Raw genomic sequence first — 15,932 nt, forward strand, 5'->3', positions numbered from 1 at the left:
TGGATCGCCTACGAGTTTAGGCGATCGCCGAGCACCCGGCCGCGGGCGGCGTGCGAGGCCCTGCTCACGCCCCGCTCGAGGGGGCCCTGGCCCCGGCTCCGGCGCCACAGGACCGCGAACCCGACGGCCGCGGCGGCCTGCACGAGGAACCACAGGACGGGCTGCTCGTAGTGCACCTCGAGGTTCAGCGCGAGCAGGTGGGCCGAGTAGAGGGTCAGGGTCATCGAGCCGGCCGCGACCAGCGGCAGGAGCAGGGCCTCCGCCCGGCGGGCGAGGAGCAGGCACAGGCCCAGGGCGAGGGCGCCGGTGCCCACGCCGCCCAGCAGCGCGAGCGGGGTGTTGGTGTGCGGTCCGTCGACCGCCAGCCACCACCAGGTGGACGTGGGCAGCACCGGGTCCGGCCCCCAGACGAGGATGTCCTGGACGTCCTCCCGGCCCAGGAACGGGCTCGCGTCGAGCAGCCGCTCCATGCCGCCGAGAGGGTGCAGCAGGAGCCACGAGACCAGCGCGGCGCCGGCCGCCAGCACGGCGCCGCCCACCAGCAGGCCCAGCTGGGTGCGCCGCTCCGCCAGGGGCAGCCGGCCGACGGCCAGACCGGCCAGGAGGTACACGAGGTACGTCAGCGCCGGATAGGAACCGGTCAGCAGCAGCTGGGCCAGGGTGGTTCCCGGCGCGGTGAGGACGTCGGCCACGGTCGGGTTGTAGCTGTCGAACCCGGGCAGGACGGGTCCCAGCGCGTGGATCAGCACGGGGCCGAGCACCGCGAACCCGGCGGCCCAGGCCAGCAGGGCGCGCGCGGACAGGTGCAGGAACGGGATCGCCAGCAGGAAGAAGACCCCGTAGTAGACGAGGATGTTGTAGGCGGGCGGGTCGTCCGGGGAGGTCTGGTTGATGAGCAGGCCCAGGACGGCGATGAGCAGCGCCCGCACGAGCAGCCCCACCCGGTCCCCCGTCCTGCGCCGGCCCTCGTGCACGCGGCGACCGCCGGAGGTGAACGCCAGTCCGACTCCCGCGAGGAAGGCGAAGAGCGCCGCGGCGCGCCCGGAGAAGACCGTCCACTGCGCGGTCGCCTCGAAGGTCTCCGGGTCCCAGGAGGGCAGGATGTGCACGGACATCATGCCGAGCAGGGCGATCCCGCGGGCCGCGTCGACCCCGACCAGGCGCCGTGCGGCGCCCCGTGCCGGGGCGGGCCCGCGGGCCGGGACCTGCCCGGCCGGGGTGTCCTCGGCCGGGTGGTGGGTGTGCGGCATGGCAGTGGTTCCCCTCTCGCGGTGGGCCGGCGGGCCCCCTGCCCGCCGGCTCCGGGCCCGGGGCCCGTCGCTGCCCCAGTCCAGCAGACCGGGATGTGGGCGCCTTATCCCGTTCCTGTGCCCCGCCTGTGAAGCCCCGGCGCACCGCGGTGCGCCGGGGCCGCGGAGCTACGCTGGAGGCGTTCCGCGGACCGCCGGGCCGCCGCCCGCCGGCCGTGGAGCCCCGTTCCCGGAGAACCCGCCCCGGGGGCCCCGTCCCCTCGAGGCCCCGTCGTATCGAGGTCCCGTCCAGTGAGGAGAGCAGTGCCGTGACCGAGCCCGTGCAGCGGCCCACCGCCGTCGATCTGCCGCGCCTGCGGCACCCGGACGGCGCCCCGGTGCGCGCCCTCGTCGTCGACGACGAGCCGCTGCTCGCGCAGATGGTCACCATGGGACTGTCCATGCTCGGCTGGCAGGTGCGCTCGGCCCACGACGGGGCCGCCGCGGTGGCCGAGGCCCGCGGGTTCCGCCCCGACGTGCTCGTGTTGGACGTCATGCTGCCCGGCGGCACCGGGGTCGAGCTGCTCGAGCGGATCCGAGCGTTCGCCCCCGCCGTCCCGGCCCTGTTCCTCACCGCCAAGGACAGCACGGAGGACCGGATCACGGGCCTGGCCGCGGGCGGGGACGACTACGTCACGAAGCCGTTCAACATGGAGGAGCTGCTGCTGCGGCTGCACCGCCTGGTGCAGCGCTCCGGCATCGCCCACCCGGACGCCGCCGAGCTCGTGGTCGGCGACCTCGTGCTCAACGCGGACACCCGGGAGGTCCACCGCGGCGGGGAGGAGATCACCCTGACCGCCACCCAGTTCGACCTGCTGCGCTGCCTGATGGAGAACGCGCGCCGGGTGCTCAGCAAGGCCCAGATCCTCGAGCAGGTGTGGGGCTACGACTTCGGCGGCCAGACCAACGTGGTGGAGCTCTACATCTCCTATCTGCGCAAGAAGATCGACGCCGGCCGCAGCCCCATGATCCACACGGTCCGCGGCGCCGGCTACGTGCTCAAGCCGGCCGAGTGAGCGCGGGCCGGCACGCAACGGGCACGAGGTGAGCACCGGATGAGCAGGACGGGACGGGTCCGGGCGCTGCAGCTGCGCACGAAGCTGCTGCTGACGGTGCTCGCGCTGCTGACGCTCGCCTGCGCCGCGGTCGGCGTGCTGGGCCACGCCGCCCTGAACGTGTCCCTGGGCGAGCAGCTGGACCGCCAGGTCCGGGACGCCTCCTACCGCACGATCGAGTACGGGGTTCGGGCCTCCGCCGGGCCCTCGGAGGAGCTGGAGTCCATGATGGACGTCCCCGCGCAGGGCGCCGGGACGCTCAACGCCCGGATCGTGGAGGACGAGGTGGTCCGCGCGGGACTGTTCGCGGCCGACGGCTCCCGGCACAGGCTCGGGGACGAGGACCGGGAGCGGATCGAGGCCCTCGTCGAGGAGCTGGGCGCGCGCTCCGACGAGGACGGGGGCGCCCAGTGGGGGCCCCTGGACGTGGACCTGACCGTGGGCGGGTACCGGGTGCTGCTGGTCGACGACCCGTGGGACTGGGGGCTCGTGCTGACCGGGCTGCCGCTGGCGGACAAGGAGCAGACGCTGCGCCGGTTCGGGGCGAGCACCGCCGCGATCTCCACGGGGGCCCTGGCCGTCACCGGGCTGTTCGGCCTGGTGGTCATCCGCCGCACGCTGCGCCCGGTGGAGCGGCTCTCCGACGTCGCGACCCGGGTCTCGGAGCTCGACCTCGACCGCGGGGAGGTGGTCCTGCCGGTGGCGGCGGTCGCCCCGGCGGCCCACCCGGACACCGAGGTCGGCCGGCTCGGCCACGCCTTCTCCCGGATGCTGGACAACGTCGCCCACGCCCTGGCCACCCGGCAGCGCAGCGAGACGCGGGTGCGCCGCTTCGTGGCCGACGCCAGCCACGAGCTGCGCACCCCCCTGGCCAGCATCCGCGGCTACGCCGAGCTGATCCGGCTCACCGAGCCGATGAGCGAGCAGGGCCGCAGCTCGCTGTCCCGGGTGGAGTCGGAGTCCGCGCGGATGACCGCGCTCGTCGAGGACCTGCTCCTGCTCGCCCGCCTGGACGAGGGCCGTCCCGTGGTGCCCGAGGACGTCGACCTGCTGGAGCTGGTCGTCGAGACCGTCAGCGACCGGCGGGTCACGGCGCCCGGCCACGACTGGCGGCTGGAGCTGCCCGACGAGCCCGTCGTCGTCCGGGGCGACCCGGCCCAGCTGCGCCAGGTGCTCATCAACCTGCTGTCCAACGCCCACCAGCACACGCCGGCGGGGACTACGGTCACCACCTCGTTGGGCACCGGGCCCGGCCACGAGGCGGTGCTCACGGTGGCCGACGACGGACCGGGCATCGGCGCCGCGTTCCAGGAGCACATCTTCTCCCGCTTCGCCCGGGAGGACGACGCCCGCGCCGGGGGCTCGGGGGGCGTGGGGCTGGGGCTGTCCATCGTGGAGGCCATCGTGCAGGCCCACCACGGCCGGGTGCGGGTGCGCAGCGTGCCGGGCTCGACGCGCTTCACCGTGCACCTGCCCCTCGCGGCGGACTGAGCCGGTGGCGGCTTGCCCCGATCGCCCCGGGGCCCTTTAATGAACTGGTCAGGAACCGTCGGCACGGACGGCCGCGCCGAGCCCGTGCCGAACCCGCAACGCCGCGTCCGGGGTCCGTAGCGTGCCGCGTGCTGGGTTTCTCCGTGCGGTTCCGCCGGGGCCGCGGACGCCGCACCCACGTCCGGAGGAACCCCCCGTGAACGCTCTGCCCACCGCCCCGTTCACCGCGTCCCTGCCCCGCATCGGCGGCTCGGACGGTCCTTCGCAGCCCGTCGACCAGCTCCGCATCCCCCACGAGGCCGTGATCTTCGACATGGACGGCGTGGTCACCGACACCGCCGCCGTGCACGCCGCGGCCTGGAAGACGCTCTTCGACGGGATCCTGGCCGACGACCGGCTCGAGCCGGCGGTGGAGGGCGCGGCGGTGGACCGGCGGGCCTTCGACGAGGACGCCGACTACCGCCACTACGTGGACGGACGGCGGCGCGAGGACGGGATCCGCTCCCTGCTCGCCTCCCGCGGCGCCCGCCTGCCCGAGGGCGACGAGACCCCGGGGGCGTGGTCGGTGCAGGGCCAGGCGGCGCTGAAGAACACCTACTTCCAGGAGGCCCTGGAGGTCACGGGCGTGCGGGTCTTCGAGAAGACCGTGGCGCTCATCGAGCGGCTGCGGGCGGCCGGGGTGCCGGTGGGCCTCGTGACCGCCAGCCGCAACAGCGTCCCGGTGCTCGCCGCGGCCGGGCTCCAGGACTCCTTCGACATCATCGTGGACGGGCACTTCGCCGCCGAGCACGGCCTGCCCGGCAAGCCCGCCCCGGACACGTTCCTCACCTGCGCCCGGATGCTGGGCGTGGACCCGGCCCGGTCCGTGGTGATCGAGGACGCCGTGTCCGGGGTCCAGGCCGCCGCGGCGGGCGGCTTCGGCACCGTGGTGGGGATCCGCCGGCACGGCGAGCGCCGGGACCTGTTCCGGGCCGGCGCCACGACCGTGCTCAACGACGTGGGCGAGCTGGACCTCGGCGCCCGCCGCGACCACCCCTGGAAGCTGGTCTTCGAGGGCTTCGACCCGGTGACGGAGGCCCGGCGGGAGACGCTGCTGACCCTGACCAACGGCTACATGGGCGTGCGCGGGTCGGCCTGCGAGTTCTCCGCCAACGGGGTGCACTACCCCGGCAACTACCTGGCCGGGGTCTTCAACCGGGTGGTCAGCCACCTCAGCGGCCGCGACGTCGAGCACGAGTCCATGGTCAACGCGCCCAACTGGACGCACCTGGACCTGCGGGTCTCCGGCGGCGACTGGTGGTCCGAGGGCGGGCTGCACCCCTCCGAGGAGCGCACCGAGCTGGACCTGCGACGCGGTCTGCTCATCCGCTCCCTCGTGCTGACCGACCTCAACGGCGACCGCGGGGAGGACGGCTCCCGCGCCCGCCTGGAGATCGTCCAGCGCCGCCTCGTCTCGCTGCGCTACCGGCACCTGGGCGCGCAGGAGACCACCGTGACCGCCCGCGGCTTCTCCGGGCGCCTGCACCTGCGCACGGGGATCGACCCCAGCGTCCGCAACACGGGGGTGGCGGAGTACCAGGACCTCAACGACCACCACCTGGTGGACCTCGAGTCCACGTCGCTGCCCGACGACCACGAGACCCTGCTCTCGCACGTGCGCACCACGCAGTCCAAGATCGAGATCACCACCGCGCAGCGCACCACGATCGAGGGCGGTCAGAACGTGCGGGAGCGCCGGGAGATCCGCCCCGGCGGCACGGAGTTCCGCCGCCACCAGGTCAACATCGCCGACGGGCGGCCGGTGATCATCGACTCCACCACCGCGGTCGTCACCAGCCGCGACGCCGCGATCGGCTCCCCCCGCGAGGGGCCCTCGCCGAGCTGGACCGCAACCCGAGCGGCGTGCGGGGCCTGCTGCCCTCGCACGAGTCGAGTGGTCCCTGCTGTGGGACCGCTACGACGTGGACGTGTGCCCGGACCCCGAGGCGCAGACCCCCGAGCTGCTCCTCACCCAGCTGGCCCTGCGGGTGCACCTGTTCCACGTGTCCCAGACCCTCGCCCCCCACATGTCGCTGCGCGACGCCGGCGTGCCGGCCCGCGGCCTGCACGGCGAGGGCTACCGCGGGCACATCTTCTGGGACGAGCTCTACATCCTGCCGGTGGTCAACCTGCGGGAGCCGCAGGTGACGCGCTCGCTGCTCTCCTACCGGTGGCGCCGGCTGCCCATGGCCAAGCACCGCGCCATGGAGTTCGGCCTCGAGGGCGCGGCGTTCCCCTGGCAGTCCGGGTCGGACGGGCGGGAGGAGACCCCGCCGGAGCTGTTCAACCACCACTCCAACCGGTGGCTGCCGGACAACTCCTGGCGGCAGTTCCACGTGGGCCTCGCGATCGCCCACAACGCCTGGATCTACTACGAGACCACCGACGACGTCGACTGGCTGGCCGGCCAGGGCGCGGAGCTGATCATCGGCATCACCCGCCTCTTCGCGTCCCTGACCGACTACGACCCCGCGGACGGCCGCTACCACATCGCCGGGGTGATGGGGCCGGACGAGTACCACGACGGTCCCCGCGGCCAGCACGGCGGCGGGCTGAAGGACAACGCCTACACGAACGTGCTGGCGGCCTGGCTGTTCCGGCACAGCGCCCACATCTTCCACCACATGGTCGAGCACCAGCGCGAGGAGCTCTCCGCCCGCTTCGGCCTCTCGGCGGAGGAGGTGGGGACCTGGCAGCGGATGTCCGAGCGGATGTTCGTGCCGTTCAACAAGGACGGCACCATCAGCCAGTTCCACGGCTACGACGACCTCGACGAGCTGGACTGGGAGTTCTACCGGGCCAAGTACCGCAACATCGGCCGCCTCGACCTCCTGCTGGAGAACGAGGGCGACATGACCAACAACTACAAGCTGGCCAAGCAGGCGGACACGATCATGCTCGTCTACCTCTTCGGCCCCGACGGCCTCGTGGAGGAGCTCGGACGGATGGGCTACGAGGTGGACCACGCCGCGATCGAGCGCACCGTGGACTTCTACATCGCGCGGTCCTCGCACGGCTCGTCCCTCTCCCGGGTGGTCAACGCCTCGGTGCTCGCCTGGCTGAACCCGGACCGGTCCTGGTCGGCCTTCCAGGACGCGCTGCTGATCGACCTGGACGACACCCAGGGCGGGACCACGGGCGAGGGGATCCACCTCGGCGCCATGGCCGGCTCCGTGGACGTCGTCACCCGGGCCTACGCGGGCCTGCGCGTGCGCGGGGAGTGGCTGGAGTTCGACCCCGCGCTGCCCAGCCAGCTGGAGCGGGTCAAGTTCACCGTCCTCTACCGGGGCCAGGTGATCCGCGTCTGCATCGACCACCACGTGCTCGAGCTCGAGGGCACCTCGCGGCGGGCCGGCAGCGTCACCATCCACGTGCACGGGGCCGAGTACGTGCTCAAGGGCGGGCAGAAGATCCGGGTCGCGATCCAGCAGCGCCACCCGCTGGGCACGGTCCCGGCGGCGTCGCGGCACGCCTGAGCCGGACCGGCCGCCGCGGGATCCCCGGCGGCGGCCGCTACGCTGGGGCCATGCAGCGCCCCGCCCCGACCGGCCTGGTCCTCCCGCACGCCGGGCACACGCCCCGGATCGCCGCCTCCGCCTTCGTGGCGCCGACCGCGACCGTGGTCGGCGACGTGGAGCTGGGCCCGGACTCCGGCGTCTTCTACGGTGCCACGGTGCGCGGGGACCGTTCCCCGGTGCGGCTGGGTGCGGGCTCGAACCTGCAGGACAACGTGGTGGTCCACTCCGATCCCGGCCACCCCTGCACGATCGGGGCCGGCGTGAGCGTGGGCCACGGTGCCGTGGTCCACGGCTGCACCGTGGAGGACGAGGTCCTGGTGGGGATGAACGCGACCGTCCTCAACGGGGCCGTGATCGGCTCCGGGTCCCTGGTCGCCGCCGGCGCCGTGGTCCTCGAGGGCACCGTGGTGCCGCCGGGCTCGCTCGTGGCCGGGGTCCCCGCCAAGGTCCGGCGCGAGCTCACCGGGCCGGAGCGGGAGAAGGTGCGCGCCAACGCCCGGACCTACGTGCAGCTCTCCGCCGAGCACCGACAGCTGAACGCCTGAGCCCGGACGCCGGCCGCCCGGTCACTGCGCCGCCCGGTCACTGCGCCGCCAGGGTGCGCGCGTAGTCCAGGTAGGCGTCGTGGTCGAATCCGGGCAGCAGGCACGACTGCACCACGTAGCCCTGCAGCACCGAGAGGATGGCCTGGGCGAACATCGCGACCCACTCCCGGGAGCGGTCCGGGCCCAGGCCGAGCTCCTCGGCGGCCCACCGGCCGTAGCGCTCCTCGACCTGCTCGCGCACCCGGGCGAGGTGCTCGCCGGCCACCGCGGCCAGGGCCGGTTCGCTCACGGCCTCGCCCCACGTGATCAGCAGCAGCCGCGTGGCCGCCGGGTCCGCGGCGAGCCGCTCCAGCAGCTCCGCCACCCACCCGGCCGGGTCCCCGCCGGTGGCGCCGCCGACCGCCCGGACCCCTCCCCCGCCGCGGCCCGGGCCGTGCCCTCGTCCCCGGCCGGTGCCGGATCCTCGTCCGCCGTCAGGACGCGGTCCAGAGCCGCCCGCGCGGACGCGACCACGAGCTCGTGCTTGGACGGGAAGTGGTTGTACAGCGCCCCCGCGGACAGGCCCGTCGCGGCGATGATCCGGTGCATCGAGGCCCCGCCGAAGCCGTGCTCCAGGAAGCAGCGGCTGGCGGCCGCGACGATCTCGCGGCGGCGTTCGTCCTTGTACTGCTGGCTGACCCGGGGCACGCCGCCAGTGTAGGCGACGAACGGTCGTTCGGTTCGGTGCCGGGGCCCGTCCCTCCGGGCGAGGCGTGGCAGAATGCGCCCATGCCTGCCACCCCCCTCCCGCCCTTCGTCGACGCCGCCCTCGACGCGGCCCACCTGGACGCCCCGCTCACGCCGACCGGCCGCACGCTCGGCTGGGGCGTGGTCAGCACGGCCGACATCGCCGAGAAGGTGGTCCCGGACATCGCCGCCCTGCCCGACGCTCGGCTCGTCGCCGTGAGCTCCCGCGACCAGCACCGCGCCGAGGACTTCGCCCGCCGGCACGGGGTGGAGCGGGCGTACGGGAACACCGCCGGGAGCACGGGCCTGGAGCGCCTCGCGGCCGACCCGGACGTGGAGGTGGTCTACGTCGCCACGCCGCACGGCTACCACCACCGGGACGTGTCCGCGCTGCTGCGCGCGGGCAAGCACGTGGTGTGCGAGAAGGCCCTGGCGATGACCGCCGCGGAGGTCCGCGACCTCCTGGGGCTGGCGCGCGCGCACGGGGTGTTCCTCATGGAGGCCGTCTGGACCCGGATGACCCCCGGCTTCCGCACGGCGATGCACTGGATCCGGGCGGGGCGGCTGGGCCGGGTCCGCTCGGTCGAGGCCTCGATCGGCACCCACCGCCCGGTGGACCCCGACCATCGGCTCTTCCGCAACGCCGACGGCGGCGGGGTGCTGCTGGACATGATGGTCTATCCGCTGACCTGGACCGGGGCCGTGCTGGGCGCCCCGGAGAGCTGGACGGCGCGGGCCGAGCTGGGCGCCACGGCCGTGGACCTGGACACCGCCCTGACCCTGGACTTCGGGCACGGCCGGGGCCATGTGAGCGGCACCCTCTCCAGCACCGTGCCGCACCAGGTCACCGTCAGCGGCACGCACGGCTGGCTGCGCGTGGACGGGCGGATCAACTGCCCCACGACCCTGGTGCTGCAGAGCGCCGACGGCGCGCGCGGAGGTGCCGCCCCGGTCGTGGAGCAGGTGGAGGTGACCGGGGCCGGGTACGTCTACGAGATGCGCGAGGCCACCCGCTGCATCCAGCAGGGGCTGCCGGAGTCCCCCGTGATGCCGTGGGCGGACTCCCTCGAGCTCGTCGAGCTCTTCGACCGGGTCCGGGAACGGATCGGGGTGGACTACCCGAACGACCGCCGCTGAGGGCCGCACCACCCCGCCGGCATCCGGGTTCGCCCTGGGCGATCGGCCGCGCCAACCGTTGAACCTCGCCCCGCGACGGCGCTATCATCGAGCACAGTTGAGCCGATATGACTCAACTAAATGTCAAGGGCACTGCTCATGGAGTTGAGGAGATGATGGACGTGGCCACGATGTTCACGCCGTTCAACGATTTCGACCGCCTCGCCGCCTCGCTGTTCGCCCGCCAGGGCCTGCGGGAGATGCCGATGGACCTCTACCGGGACGGCGACCGCTACATCCTGCGGGCCGACCTGCCCGGCATCGACCCGGACAGCGTCGACGTCGACGTCGACGGTCAGCTGCTGACCATCCGGGCCGAGCGGAAGCTGCCCGAGGTCCAGGACGTCCAGTGGATCACCCGGGAGCGGCAGAGCTCCTCGTTCGTCCGCCAGCTCAACCTCGGCCAGGGCATCGACATCCAGAACATCGCCGCGAGCTACGACAACGGCGTGCTCACGGTGACCATCCCGGTGTCCGCCCAGGCCAAGCCGCGCAAGATCCAGGTGGTCTCCGGCCAGGGCGAGCAGCAGGCCCTGGACGAGGGGCAGGAGGGCGACCGGGTGATCGGCGAGGGCGAGCTCGTCAACGGCACCCGCTCCACGCAGTCCACCGAGGGCTGATCCCGCCGGCGCCCCGGCACCGCCGCGGCCACGGGCCCGTTCCCCCCGGGGAGCGGGCCCGTGGCCGTGCCCGGGAGCGCCCTCGGGCGGGCGCCGGTCAACGGGGCGGGCGCGGGCTCGGGTATCTTGGCACCAGGACACACCGACCCGCATCCGTCGACAGACATGGGAGACAGCCCGCACATGGCCAAGATCATCTACACCCGCACCGACGAGGCGCCCCTGCTCGCCACCTACTCCTTCAAGCCGGTCATCGAGGCCTACGCCTCGACCGCCGGCGTCGAGGTCGAGACCCGGGACATCTCCCTGGCCGGGCGCATCCTCGCGGCCTTCAGCGACCGGCTGCCCCAGGAGCAGCGGGTCGACGACGCCCTCGCCGAGCTCGGCGACCTGGCGAAAAAGCCCGAGGCCAACATCATCAAGCTGCCGAACATCTCCGCCTCCGTCCCGCAGCTCAAGGCCGCGGTGAAGGAGCTGCAGGAACAGGGCGTCGCCCTGCCGGACTACCCGGACGAGCCGGAGACCGACGAGCAGAAGGACACCCGCGCCCGCTACGACAAGATCAAGGGCTCCGCCGTGAACCCGGTCCTGCGCGAGGGCAACTCCGACCGCCGCGCCCCCGCCTCGGTGAAGAACTACGCCCGCAAGAACCCGCACCGGATGGGCGAGTGGTCCGCGGACTCCCGGACCAACGTGGCCACCATGGCCGCGGACGACTTCCGCGACAACGAGAAGTCCGTGGTCATGGACTCCGAGGACACCCTCCGGATCCGCCTGGTGGGCGAGGACGGCAGCACCACGGTGCTCAAGGAGTCCGTGCCCGTGCTCGCCGGCGAGGTCGTCGACGCCACGGTGATGCGGGCCGCCGCCCTGGACGCGTTCCTCGCCGAGCAGGTCGAGCGCGCCAAGCGGGAGGGCGTCCTGTTCTCGGTGCACCTGAAGGCCACCATGATGAAGGTCTCCGACCCGATCATCTTCGGCCACGTCATCAAGGCGTTCTTCCCGGAGCTCTTCGCCGCCCACGGCGCCACCCTGGAGCAGGCCGGCCTCTCCCCCGCCAACGGCCTGGCCGCGATCCTCAACGGCCTCGACACGCTCCCGGCCGAGGTCCGCGACGAGGTCCGGGCCGCGATCGACAAGGGCCTGGCCGACGGCCCGGCGCTGGCGATGGTGAACTCCGACAAGGGCATCAGCAACCTGCACGTGCCCTCGGACGTCATCGTGGACGCCTCGATGCCGGCCATGATCCGCACCTCCGGGCACATGTGGGGCCCGGACGGCGAGGAGGCCGACACCCTGGCGGTGCTGCCGGACAGCTCCTACGCCGGGATCTACCAGGCCGTGATCGACGACTGCCGCGCCCACGGCGCGTTCGACCCGCGGACCATGGGCTCCGTCCCGAACGTGGGCCTCATGGCGATGAAGGCCGAGGAGTACGGCTCCCACGACAAGACCTTCGAGATCCCCGCGAAGGGCAGCGTCCAGCTCGTCGACTCCTCCGGCACCGTGCTGATCGAGCACGAGGTCTTCCCCGGCGACATCTGGCGCGCCTGCCAGACCAAGGACGTCGCGATCCGGGACTGGGTGAAGCTGGCCGTGACCCGCGCCCGGGCCTCCGCGACGCCGGCGGTGTTCTGGCTGGACCGCACCCGCGCCCACGACACCAACCTCATCGCCAAGGTCGAGCAGTACCTCGCGGAGCACGACACCGAGGGCCTGCAGCTCGAGATCATGTCCCCCATGGAGGCCACCGCGTTCTCCATCGACCGGATCCGCCGCGGTGAGGACACGATCTCCGTCACCGGCAACGTGCTGCGCGACTACCTGACCGACCTGTTCCCGATCCTCGAGCTGGGCACCTCCGCGAAGATGCTCTCCGTGGTCCCGCTGATCAACGGCGGCGGCCTCTTCGAGACCGGCGCCGGCGGGTCCGCGCCCAAGCACGTCCAGCAGCTGGTCGAGGAGAACCACCTGCGCTGGGACAGCCTCGGCGAGTTCCTGGCCCTGGCCGCGAGCCTGGAGCACCTGGCCTCCACGGCGGACAACGCCCGCGCCCGCATCCTCGGCGCGTGCCTCGACCGTGCCACCGGCACCTTCCTGGAGGAGAACAAGTCCCCCAGCCGGAAGGTCGGGGAGATCGACAACCGCGGCAGCCACTTCTACCTGGCCCTGTACTGGGCCCAGGAGCTGGCCCGCCAGGACGAGGACACCGAGCTGGCCCAGGCCTTCACCTCCGTGGCGGAGCAGCTGGCCGCCCACGAGGACGCGATCAACGAGGAGCTGCTCTCCGTGCAGGGCAGCCCGGCGGACATCGGGGGCTACTACCGCCCCGACGACGCCAAGACGTTCGCGGTGATGCGCCCCTCGGAGACCTTCAACCGGGTGCTCGCCTCGCTGTCCGTGTGAGTCGACCCCGTGCGGGTCGCGCCGCCCGGCGCGACCCGCACGCACGGCAACGGCCGCATCCCCCTCGGGGGTGCGGCCGTTGCCGTGCGCGGCGCCGCAGCCGCGCCGGGGAGCGGGTCAGTGGAAGAAGTGCCGCGCCCCGGTGAAGTACATGGTCACGCCGGCGGCCTCGGCCGCGGCCACGACCTCCTCGTCCCGGATCGAGCCGCCGGGCTGGACGACGGCGCGCACGCCCGCGTCGAGCAGCACCTGCAGCCCGTCCGCGAACGGGAAGAACGCGTCCGACGCCGCCACGGACCCCCGCGCGCGCTCGGCCCCGTCCTCCCCCAGCCCGTCGGCCCGCTCCACGGAGAGCCGGCAGGAGTCCACGCGGTTGACCTGGCCCATGCCGATGCCCACCGAGGCGCCCTGGTCGGCGAGCAGGATCGCGTTGGACTTCACGGCCCGCAGCGCCTTCCACGCGAAGGCGAGGTCGGCCAGCGTCCGCTCGTCGGCCGGCGCCCCGGCGGCGAGGGTCCAGGAGGCGGGGTCGTCACCGGCGGCGTGGAGCCGGTCGGCGACCTGGAAGAGGGCCCCGCCGGAGACCTGCCGGTACTCGAGGGCGTCGCGGGCGAAGCCCTCGGGCAGCGCCAGCAGGCGGATGTTCTTCTTCTCCTGCAGGAGCTCCAGGGCCTCCGGCTCGAAGCCGGGGGCCACGACGACCTCCGTGAAGATGTCCTTGACCGTCTCCGCCATGGCCCGGGTGACGGTCCGGTTCGCGGCGATCACCCCGCCGTAGGCGGAGAGCGGGTCGCACGCGTGGGCCTTGCGGTGGGCGTCGGCGATCGGGTCCTCGGCGCCGGGGGTGGCCACGGCGATGCCGCACGGGTTGTTGTGCTTGACCACGGCCACGGCCGGCTCGTCGAAGTCGTAGGCGGCGCGCAGGGCGGCGTCGGCGTCCACGTAGTTGTTGTAGGACATCTCCTTGCCGTGCAGCTGGTCCGCCTGGGCGATGCCGGGGGCGGCCGCCTCGTCGACGTACAGGGCGCCCTTCTGGTGCGGGTTCTCGCCGTAGCGCAGGGAGGCGGAGCGCTGGAAGGCCAGCCCCGCGTAGGGCGGCCAGAAGTTGGCGTCCTCGTCCTGCTCGAACTGCTGGGCCGTCCACGTGGCCACGGCCGTGTCGTAGGCCGCGGTGTGGGCGAAGGCCGCGGCGGCCAGCCGGCGCCGGGCCGCGAGGTCGAAGCCTCCGGCACCGGCGGCCTCGACCACCGCGCCGTAGGAGGCGGGGTCCACCACCACGGACACGGCCGCGTGGTTCTTCGCGGCCGCGCGCACCATGGAGGGGCCCCCGATGTCGATCTGCTCGACCACCTCGTCCTGGCCGGCGCCGGAGCGCACGGTGTCCACGAACGGATAGAGGTTCACGACCACGAGGTCGAACGGCTCGATCTCCAGCTCCGCGAGCTGGTCCACGTGCTCCTGCTTGCGGCGGTCCGCGAGGATCCCGGCGTGCACGCGCGGGTGCAGGGTCTTCACCCGCCCGTCCAGGCACTCCTGGAAGCCGGTGATCTCGGAGACCTCGGTCACCGGGACCCCCGCCTCCGCGATCCGCCGCGCGGTGGAGCCGGTGGAGACGATGGCCACACCGGCCTCGTGCAGACCGCGGGCCAGGTCGTCCAGCCCGGTCTTGTCGTAGACGGACACCAGCGCCCGTCGGATGGGCACGCGGTCAAGTCGGATGGGGCTCACAGGTTCTCCAAGCGTCGGGGTCGGGGCTGCCGGCGGAAACCGCCGGGGACCATTTTACGGACCCGCGCTGCGACGCCCCCTGCGTGCGCCCGGACCACCGGGCGGGCGGGCGTCCGGACCGGGGCCGGGGGGAGGCCCCCCACTCCGTCCGCGGGACCCCGGCGGGCTCAGCGGGCCGGGACGGAACGGGCGAGCAGGCCGAGGGCGTCCACGAGCAGCTCCCGTTCGGCGGCCTTGATCCGCTCGTGCAGCTGCGCCTCGGTGTCCTCCTCCCGCACCGGCACCGCCGCCTGGGCGAGGATCGGGCCGGCGTCGACGTCGGCCACGACCTCGTGGACGGTGACCCCGGTGACCTTGACCCCGTGGGCGAGGGCGTCCCGGACCGCGTGCGCGCCGGGGAAGGAGGGCAGCAGGGACGGGTGGGTGTTGACGATCCGTCCGCGGAACGCCTCCACGAACTCGGCGTCCACGATCCGCATGAACCCGGCGAAGAGCACCCGGTCGGGGGCGTGGGCGGCGACCGCCTCCTGCAGGGCCCGGTTCCACCGCGTCCGGTCCGGGTGGTCCGCGGGCCGGACGAGGAAGGTGGTGATCCCGGCCGCCTCCGCGCGCTCGAGCCCGAGGCAGGGCTTGTCCGCGCCCACGGCGGCGACCTCGACGTCGATCCGGCCCGCGCCCACGGCGTCGAGGACCGCCTGCAGATTGGTGCCGGACCCGGAGACCATGACCACGATGCGCATGCGGCCGAGTCTAGTCGGCCGGCGCGGGCCGGTCCGCGCGGTGCCCTAGAGTGAGGAGCATGACCCCTCCCCGCCCGCATCCCGAGCCGACCCCCGCGGACGCCCGGCGTGCCGCCACGACGCGCACGGCGGGAGCCGCGCTGGTGTGCGCGGCGGTGGCCCTCGTGCTCGTCGGCTCCGGGCTGTGGCCGACGGTGGCCGGGCTCGTCGCCGCGGCGGCGGGCCTCGGTCTGGGCATCGCGGCGCTCGTGCGCTCGCGCGGGTCCGGCCGGCGCGCGCTGCTGGTGGTGAGCGCGGTCGCCGCGATCGTGCTGGGCGCCCTGAGCCTGGCCACCGGCGGAGCGCGGCTGCTGCTGTGGCCGGTGGCCGAGGCCTATCAGCAGTGCGTGTCCAGCACCCTGACCCTCTCCGGGACCGCGCAGTGCCAGCAGCAGCTCGAGGACGGGATCTGGAGCTACCTCTCCGGGGACCCCGGGACCTCGGAGGGCGCCGCGGGCGCGTCCACGTCGAACGCCTCGGCCGACCCCGCGGCGTCCCCGGCGGCCACCCCGCGCCCCTGAGCCGGGCGCGGGACCGCGCTGCTGCCCGCTCCCCCCCGC

Annotated in this window: 14 protein-coding genes and 1 pseudogene; 9 read left to right on the forward strand and 6 right to left on the reverse strand. The window is 73.8% G+C overall.

Annotated elements, in window-relative coordinates; translation table 11 throughout:
* Nucleotides 1-8: 8 nt before the first annotated feature.
* Nucleotides 9-1,250 carry a heparan-alpha-glucosaminide N-acetyltransferase domain-containing protein gene (locus BJF77_RS16375; protein WP_075872835.1) on the reverse strand — a complete coding sequence of 414 codons (1,242 nt, stop codon included), beginning with the start codon at nucleotides 1,248-1,250 and terminating at the stop codon, nucleotides 9-11.
* 308 nt (nucleotides 1,251-1,558) lie between these two features.
* On the opposite strand from BJF77_RS16375, the gene BJF77_RS16380 reads away from it, so the two are divergent.
* The 3 genes and pseudogenes from BJF77_RS16380 to BJF77_RS22120 all read left to right on the forward strand — a co-directional run.
* Nucleotides 1,559-2,305, forward strand: coding sequence for a response regulator transcription factor (locus tag BJF77_RS16380; RefSeq protein ID WP_277551476.1), 747 nt, complete (start codon nucleotides 1,559-1,561; stop codon nucleotides 2,303-2,305).
* A gap of 39 nt (nucleotides 2,306-2,344) precedes the next feature.
* Nucleotides 2,345-3,835: a HAMP domain-containing sensor histidine kinase gene (locus BJF77_RS16385; RefSeq protein WP_075872836.1), complete on the forward strand. Its 1,491-nt coding sequence runs from the start codon at nucleotides 2,345-2,347 to the stop codon at nucleotides 3,833-3,835.
* A gap of 313 nt (nucleotides 3,836-4,148) precedes the next feature.
* Nucleotides 4,149-5,615, forward strand: a pseudogene (locus BJF77_RS22120) (beta-phosphoglucomutase family hydrolase); the annotation flags it as partial.
* Here BJF77_RS22120 and BJF77_RS22125 read toward each other — a convergent pair.
* On the reverse strand, nucleotides 5,552-5,761 hold the full coding sequence (locus tag BJF77_RS22125) for a hypothetical protein (RefSeq protein WP_255396322.1): 210 nt from the start codon (nucleotides 5,759-5,761) through the stop codon (nucleotides 5,552-5,554). The pseudogene BJF77_RS22120 and the gene BJF77_RS22125 sit on opposite strands and share 64 nt — an antisense overlap.
* A gap of 35 nt (nucleotides 5,762-5,796) precedes the next feature.
* Here BJF77_RS22125 and BJF77_RS22130 point away from each other — a divergent pair, with 35 nt between their 5' ends.
* The gene (locus BJF77_RS22130; RefSeq protein WP_255396323.1) at nucleotides 5,797-7,350 is read left to right on the forward strand and encodes a glycosyl hydrolase family 65 protein; all 1,554 of its coding nucleotides are present in this window, start codon (nucleotides 5,797-5,799) and stop codon (nucleotides 7,348-7,350) included.
* A 50-nt stretch (nucleotides 7,351-7,400) separates the two neighbouring features.
* A complete protein-coding gene (locus BJF77_RS16395) occupies nucleotides 7,401-7,937 on the forward strand; it encodes a gamma carbonic anhydrase family protein (protein WP_047804994.1) in 537 nt (178 codons plus the stop codon).
* A gap of 37 nt (nucleotides 7,938-7,974) precedes the next feature.
* Here BJF77_RS16395 and BJF77_RS20870 read toward each other — a convergent pair whose 3' ends face one another.
* Complete coding sequence (locus BJF77_RS20870; protein ID WP_075872837.1) at nucleotides 7,975-8,301, reverse strand: TetR family transcriptional regulator C-terminal domain-containing protein; 327 nt, start codon at nucleotides 8,299-8,301, stop codon at nucleotides 7,975-7,977.
* Entirely contained in the window at nucleotides 8,244-8,624 is a 381-nt protein-coding gene (locus BJF77_RS20875) for a TetR/AcrR family transcriptional regulator (RefSeq protein WP_075872838.1), read from the reverse strand. The genes BJF77_RS20870 and BJF77_RS20875 overlap by 58 nt, the downstream gene beginning before the upstream one ends.
* An 81-nt stretch (nucleotides 8,625-8,705) precedes the next feature.
* On the opposite strand from BJF77_RS20875, the gene BJF77_RS16410 reads away from it, so the two are divergent.
* The 3 genes from BJF77_RS16410 to BJF77_RS16420 all read left to right on the forward strand — a co-directional run bounded on the left by BJF77_RS16410 (nucleotide 8,706) and on the right by BJF77_RS16420 (nucleotide 12,865).
* The gene (locus BJF77_RS16410) at nucleotides 8,706-9,800 is read left to right on the forward strand and encodes a Gfo/Idh/MocA family protein (RefSeq protein WP_075872839.1); all 1,095 of its coding nucleotides are present in this window, start codon (nucleotides 8,706-8,708) and stop codon (nucleotides 9,798-9,800) included.
* A 155-nt stretch (nucleotides 9,801-9,955) separates the two neighbouring features.
* Complete coding sequence (locus tag BJF77_RS16415) at nucleotides 9,956-10,459, forward strand: Hsp20/alpha crystallin family protein (RefSeq protein ID WP_369821432.1); 504 nt, start codon at nucleotides 9,956-9,958, stop codon at nucleotides 10,457-10,459.
* Between the two features lie 183 nt (nucleotides 10,460-10,642).
* Nucleotides 10,643-12,865, forward strand: a complete 2,223-nt coding sequence (locus BJF77_RS16420; protein WP_075872847.1) for an NADP-dependent isocitrate dehydrogenase — start codon at nucleotides 10,643-10,645, stop codon at nucleotides 12,863-12,865.
* A gap of 117 nt (nucleotides 12,866-12,982) precedes the next feature.
* Here the strand turns inward: BJF77_RS16420 and purH are convergent, their stop codons facing one another.
* Complete coding sequence (gene purH, locus BJF77_RS16425; RefSeq protein WP_075872840.1) at nucleotides 12,983-14,593, reverse strand: bifunctional phosphoribosylaminoimidazolecarboxamide formyltransferase/IMP cyclohydrolase; 1,611 nt, start codon at nucleotides 14,591-14,593, stop codon at nucleotides 12,983-12,985.
* Between the two features lie 167 nt (nucleotides 14,594-14,760).
* Nucleotides 14,761-15,333 carry a phosphoribosylglycinamide formyltransferase gene (purN, locus tag BJF77_RS16430; RefSeq protein ID WP_075872841.1) on the reverse strand — a complete coding sequence of 191 codons (573 nt, stop codon included), beginning with the start codon at nucleotides 15,331-15,333 and terminating at the stop codon, nucleotides 14,761-14,763.
* A 59-nt stretch (nucleotides 15,334-15,392) separates the two neighbouring features.
* On the opposite strand from purN, the gene BJF77_RS16435 reads away from it, so the two are divergent.
* Nucleotides 15,393-15,893: a hypothetical protein gene (locus BJF77_RS16435; protein ID WP_047804990.1), complete on the forward strand. Its 501-nt coding sequence runs from the start codon at nucleotides 15,393-15,395 to the stop codon at nucleotides 15,891-15,893.
* Nucleotides 15,894-15,932 lie beyond the last annotated feature (39 nt).

This window comes from Kocuria sp. CNJ-770 (genome assembly GCF_001942375.1).
GTDB lineage: Bacteria > Actinomycetota > Actinomycetes > Actinomycetales > Micrococcaceae > Kocuria > Kocuria oceani.

Bases quoted from the DNA above. Each gene is read 5' to 3' on its own strand.
- BJF77_RS16410 (WP_075872839.1), top strand. From the start codon at position 8,706: ATGCCTGCCACCCCCCTCCCGCCCTTCGTCGACGCCGCCCTCGACGCG.
- BJF77_RS16420 (WP_075872847.1), top strand. From the start codon at position 10,643: ATGGCCAAGATCATCTACACCCGCACCGACGAGGCGCCCCTGCTCGCC.
- BJF77_RS16375 (WP_075872835.1), bottom strand. From the start codon at position 1,250: ATGCCGCACACCCACCACCCGGCCGAGGACACCCCGGCCGGGCAGGTC.
- purN (WP_075872841.1), bottom strand. From the start codon at position 15,333: ATGCGCATCGTGGTCATGGTCTCCGGGTCCGGCACCAATCTGCAGGCG.
- BJF77_RS16435 (WP_047804990.1), top strand. From the start codon at position 15,393: ATGACCCCTCCCCGCCCGCATCCCGAGCCGACCCCCGCGGACGCCCGG.
- BJF77_RS16395 (WP_047804994.1), top strand. From the start codon at position 7,401: ATGCAGCGCCCCGCCCCGACCGGCCTGGTCCTCCCGCACGCCGGGCAC.
- BJF77_RS16385 (WP_075872836.1), top strand. From the start codon at position 2,345: ATGAGCAGGACGGGACGGGTCCGGGCGCTGCAGCTGCGCACGAAGCTG.
- BJF77_RS16415 (WP_369821432.1), top strand. From the start codon at position 9,956: ATGGACGTGGCCACGATGTTCACGCCGTTCAACGATTTCGACCGCCTC.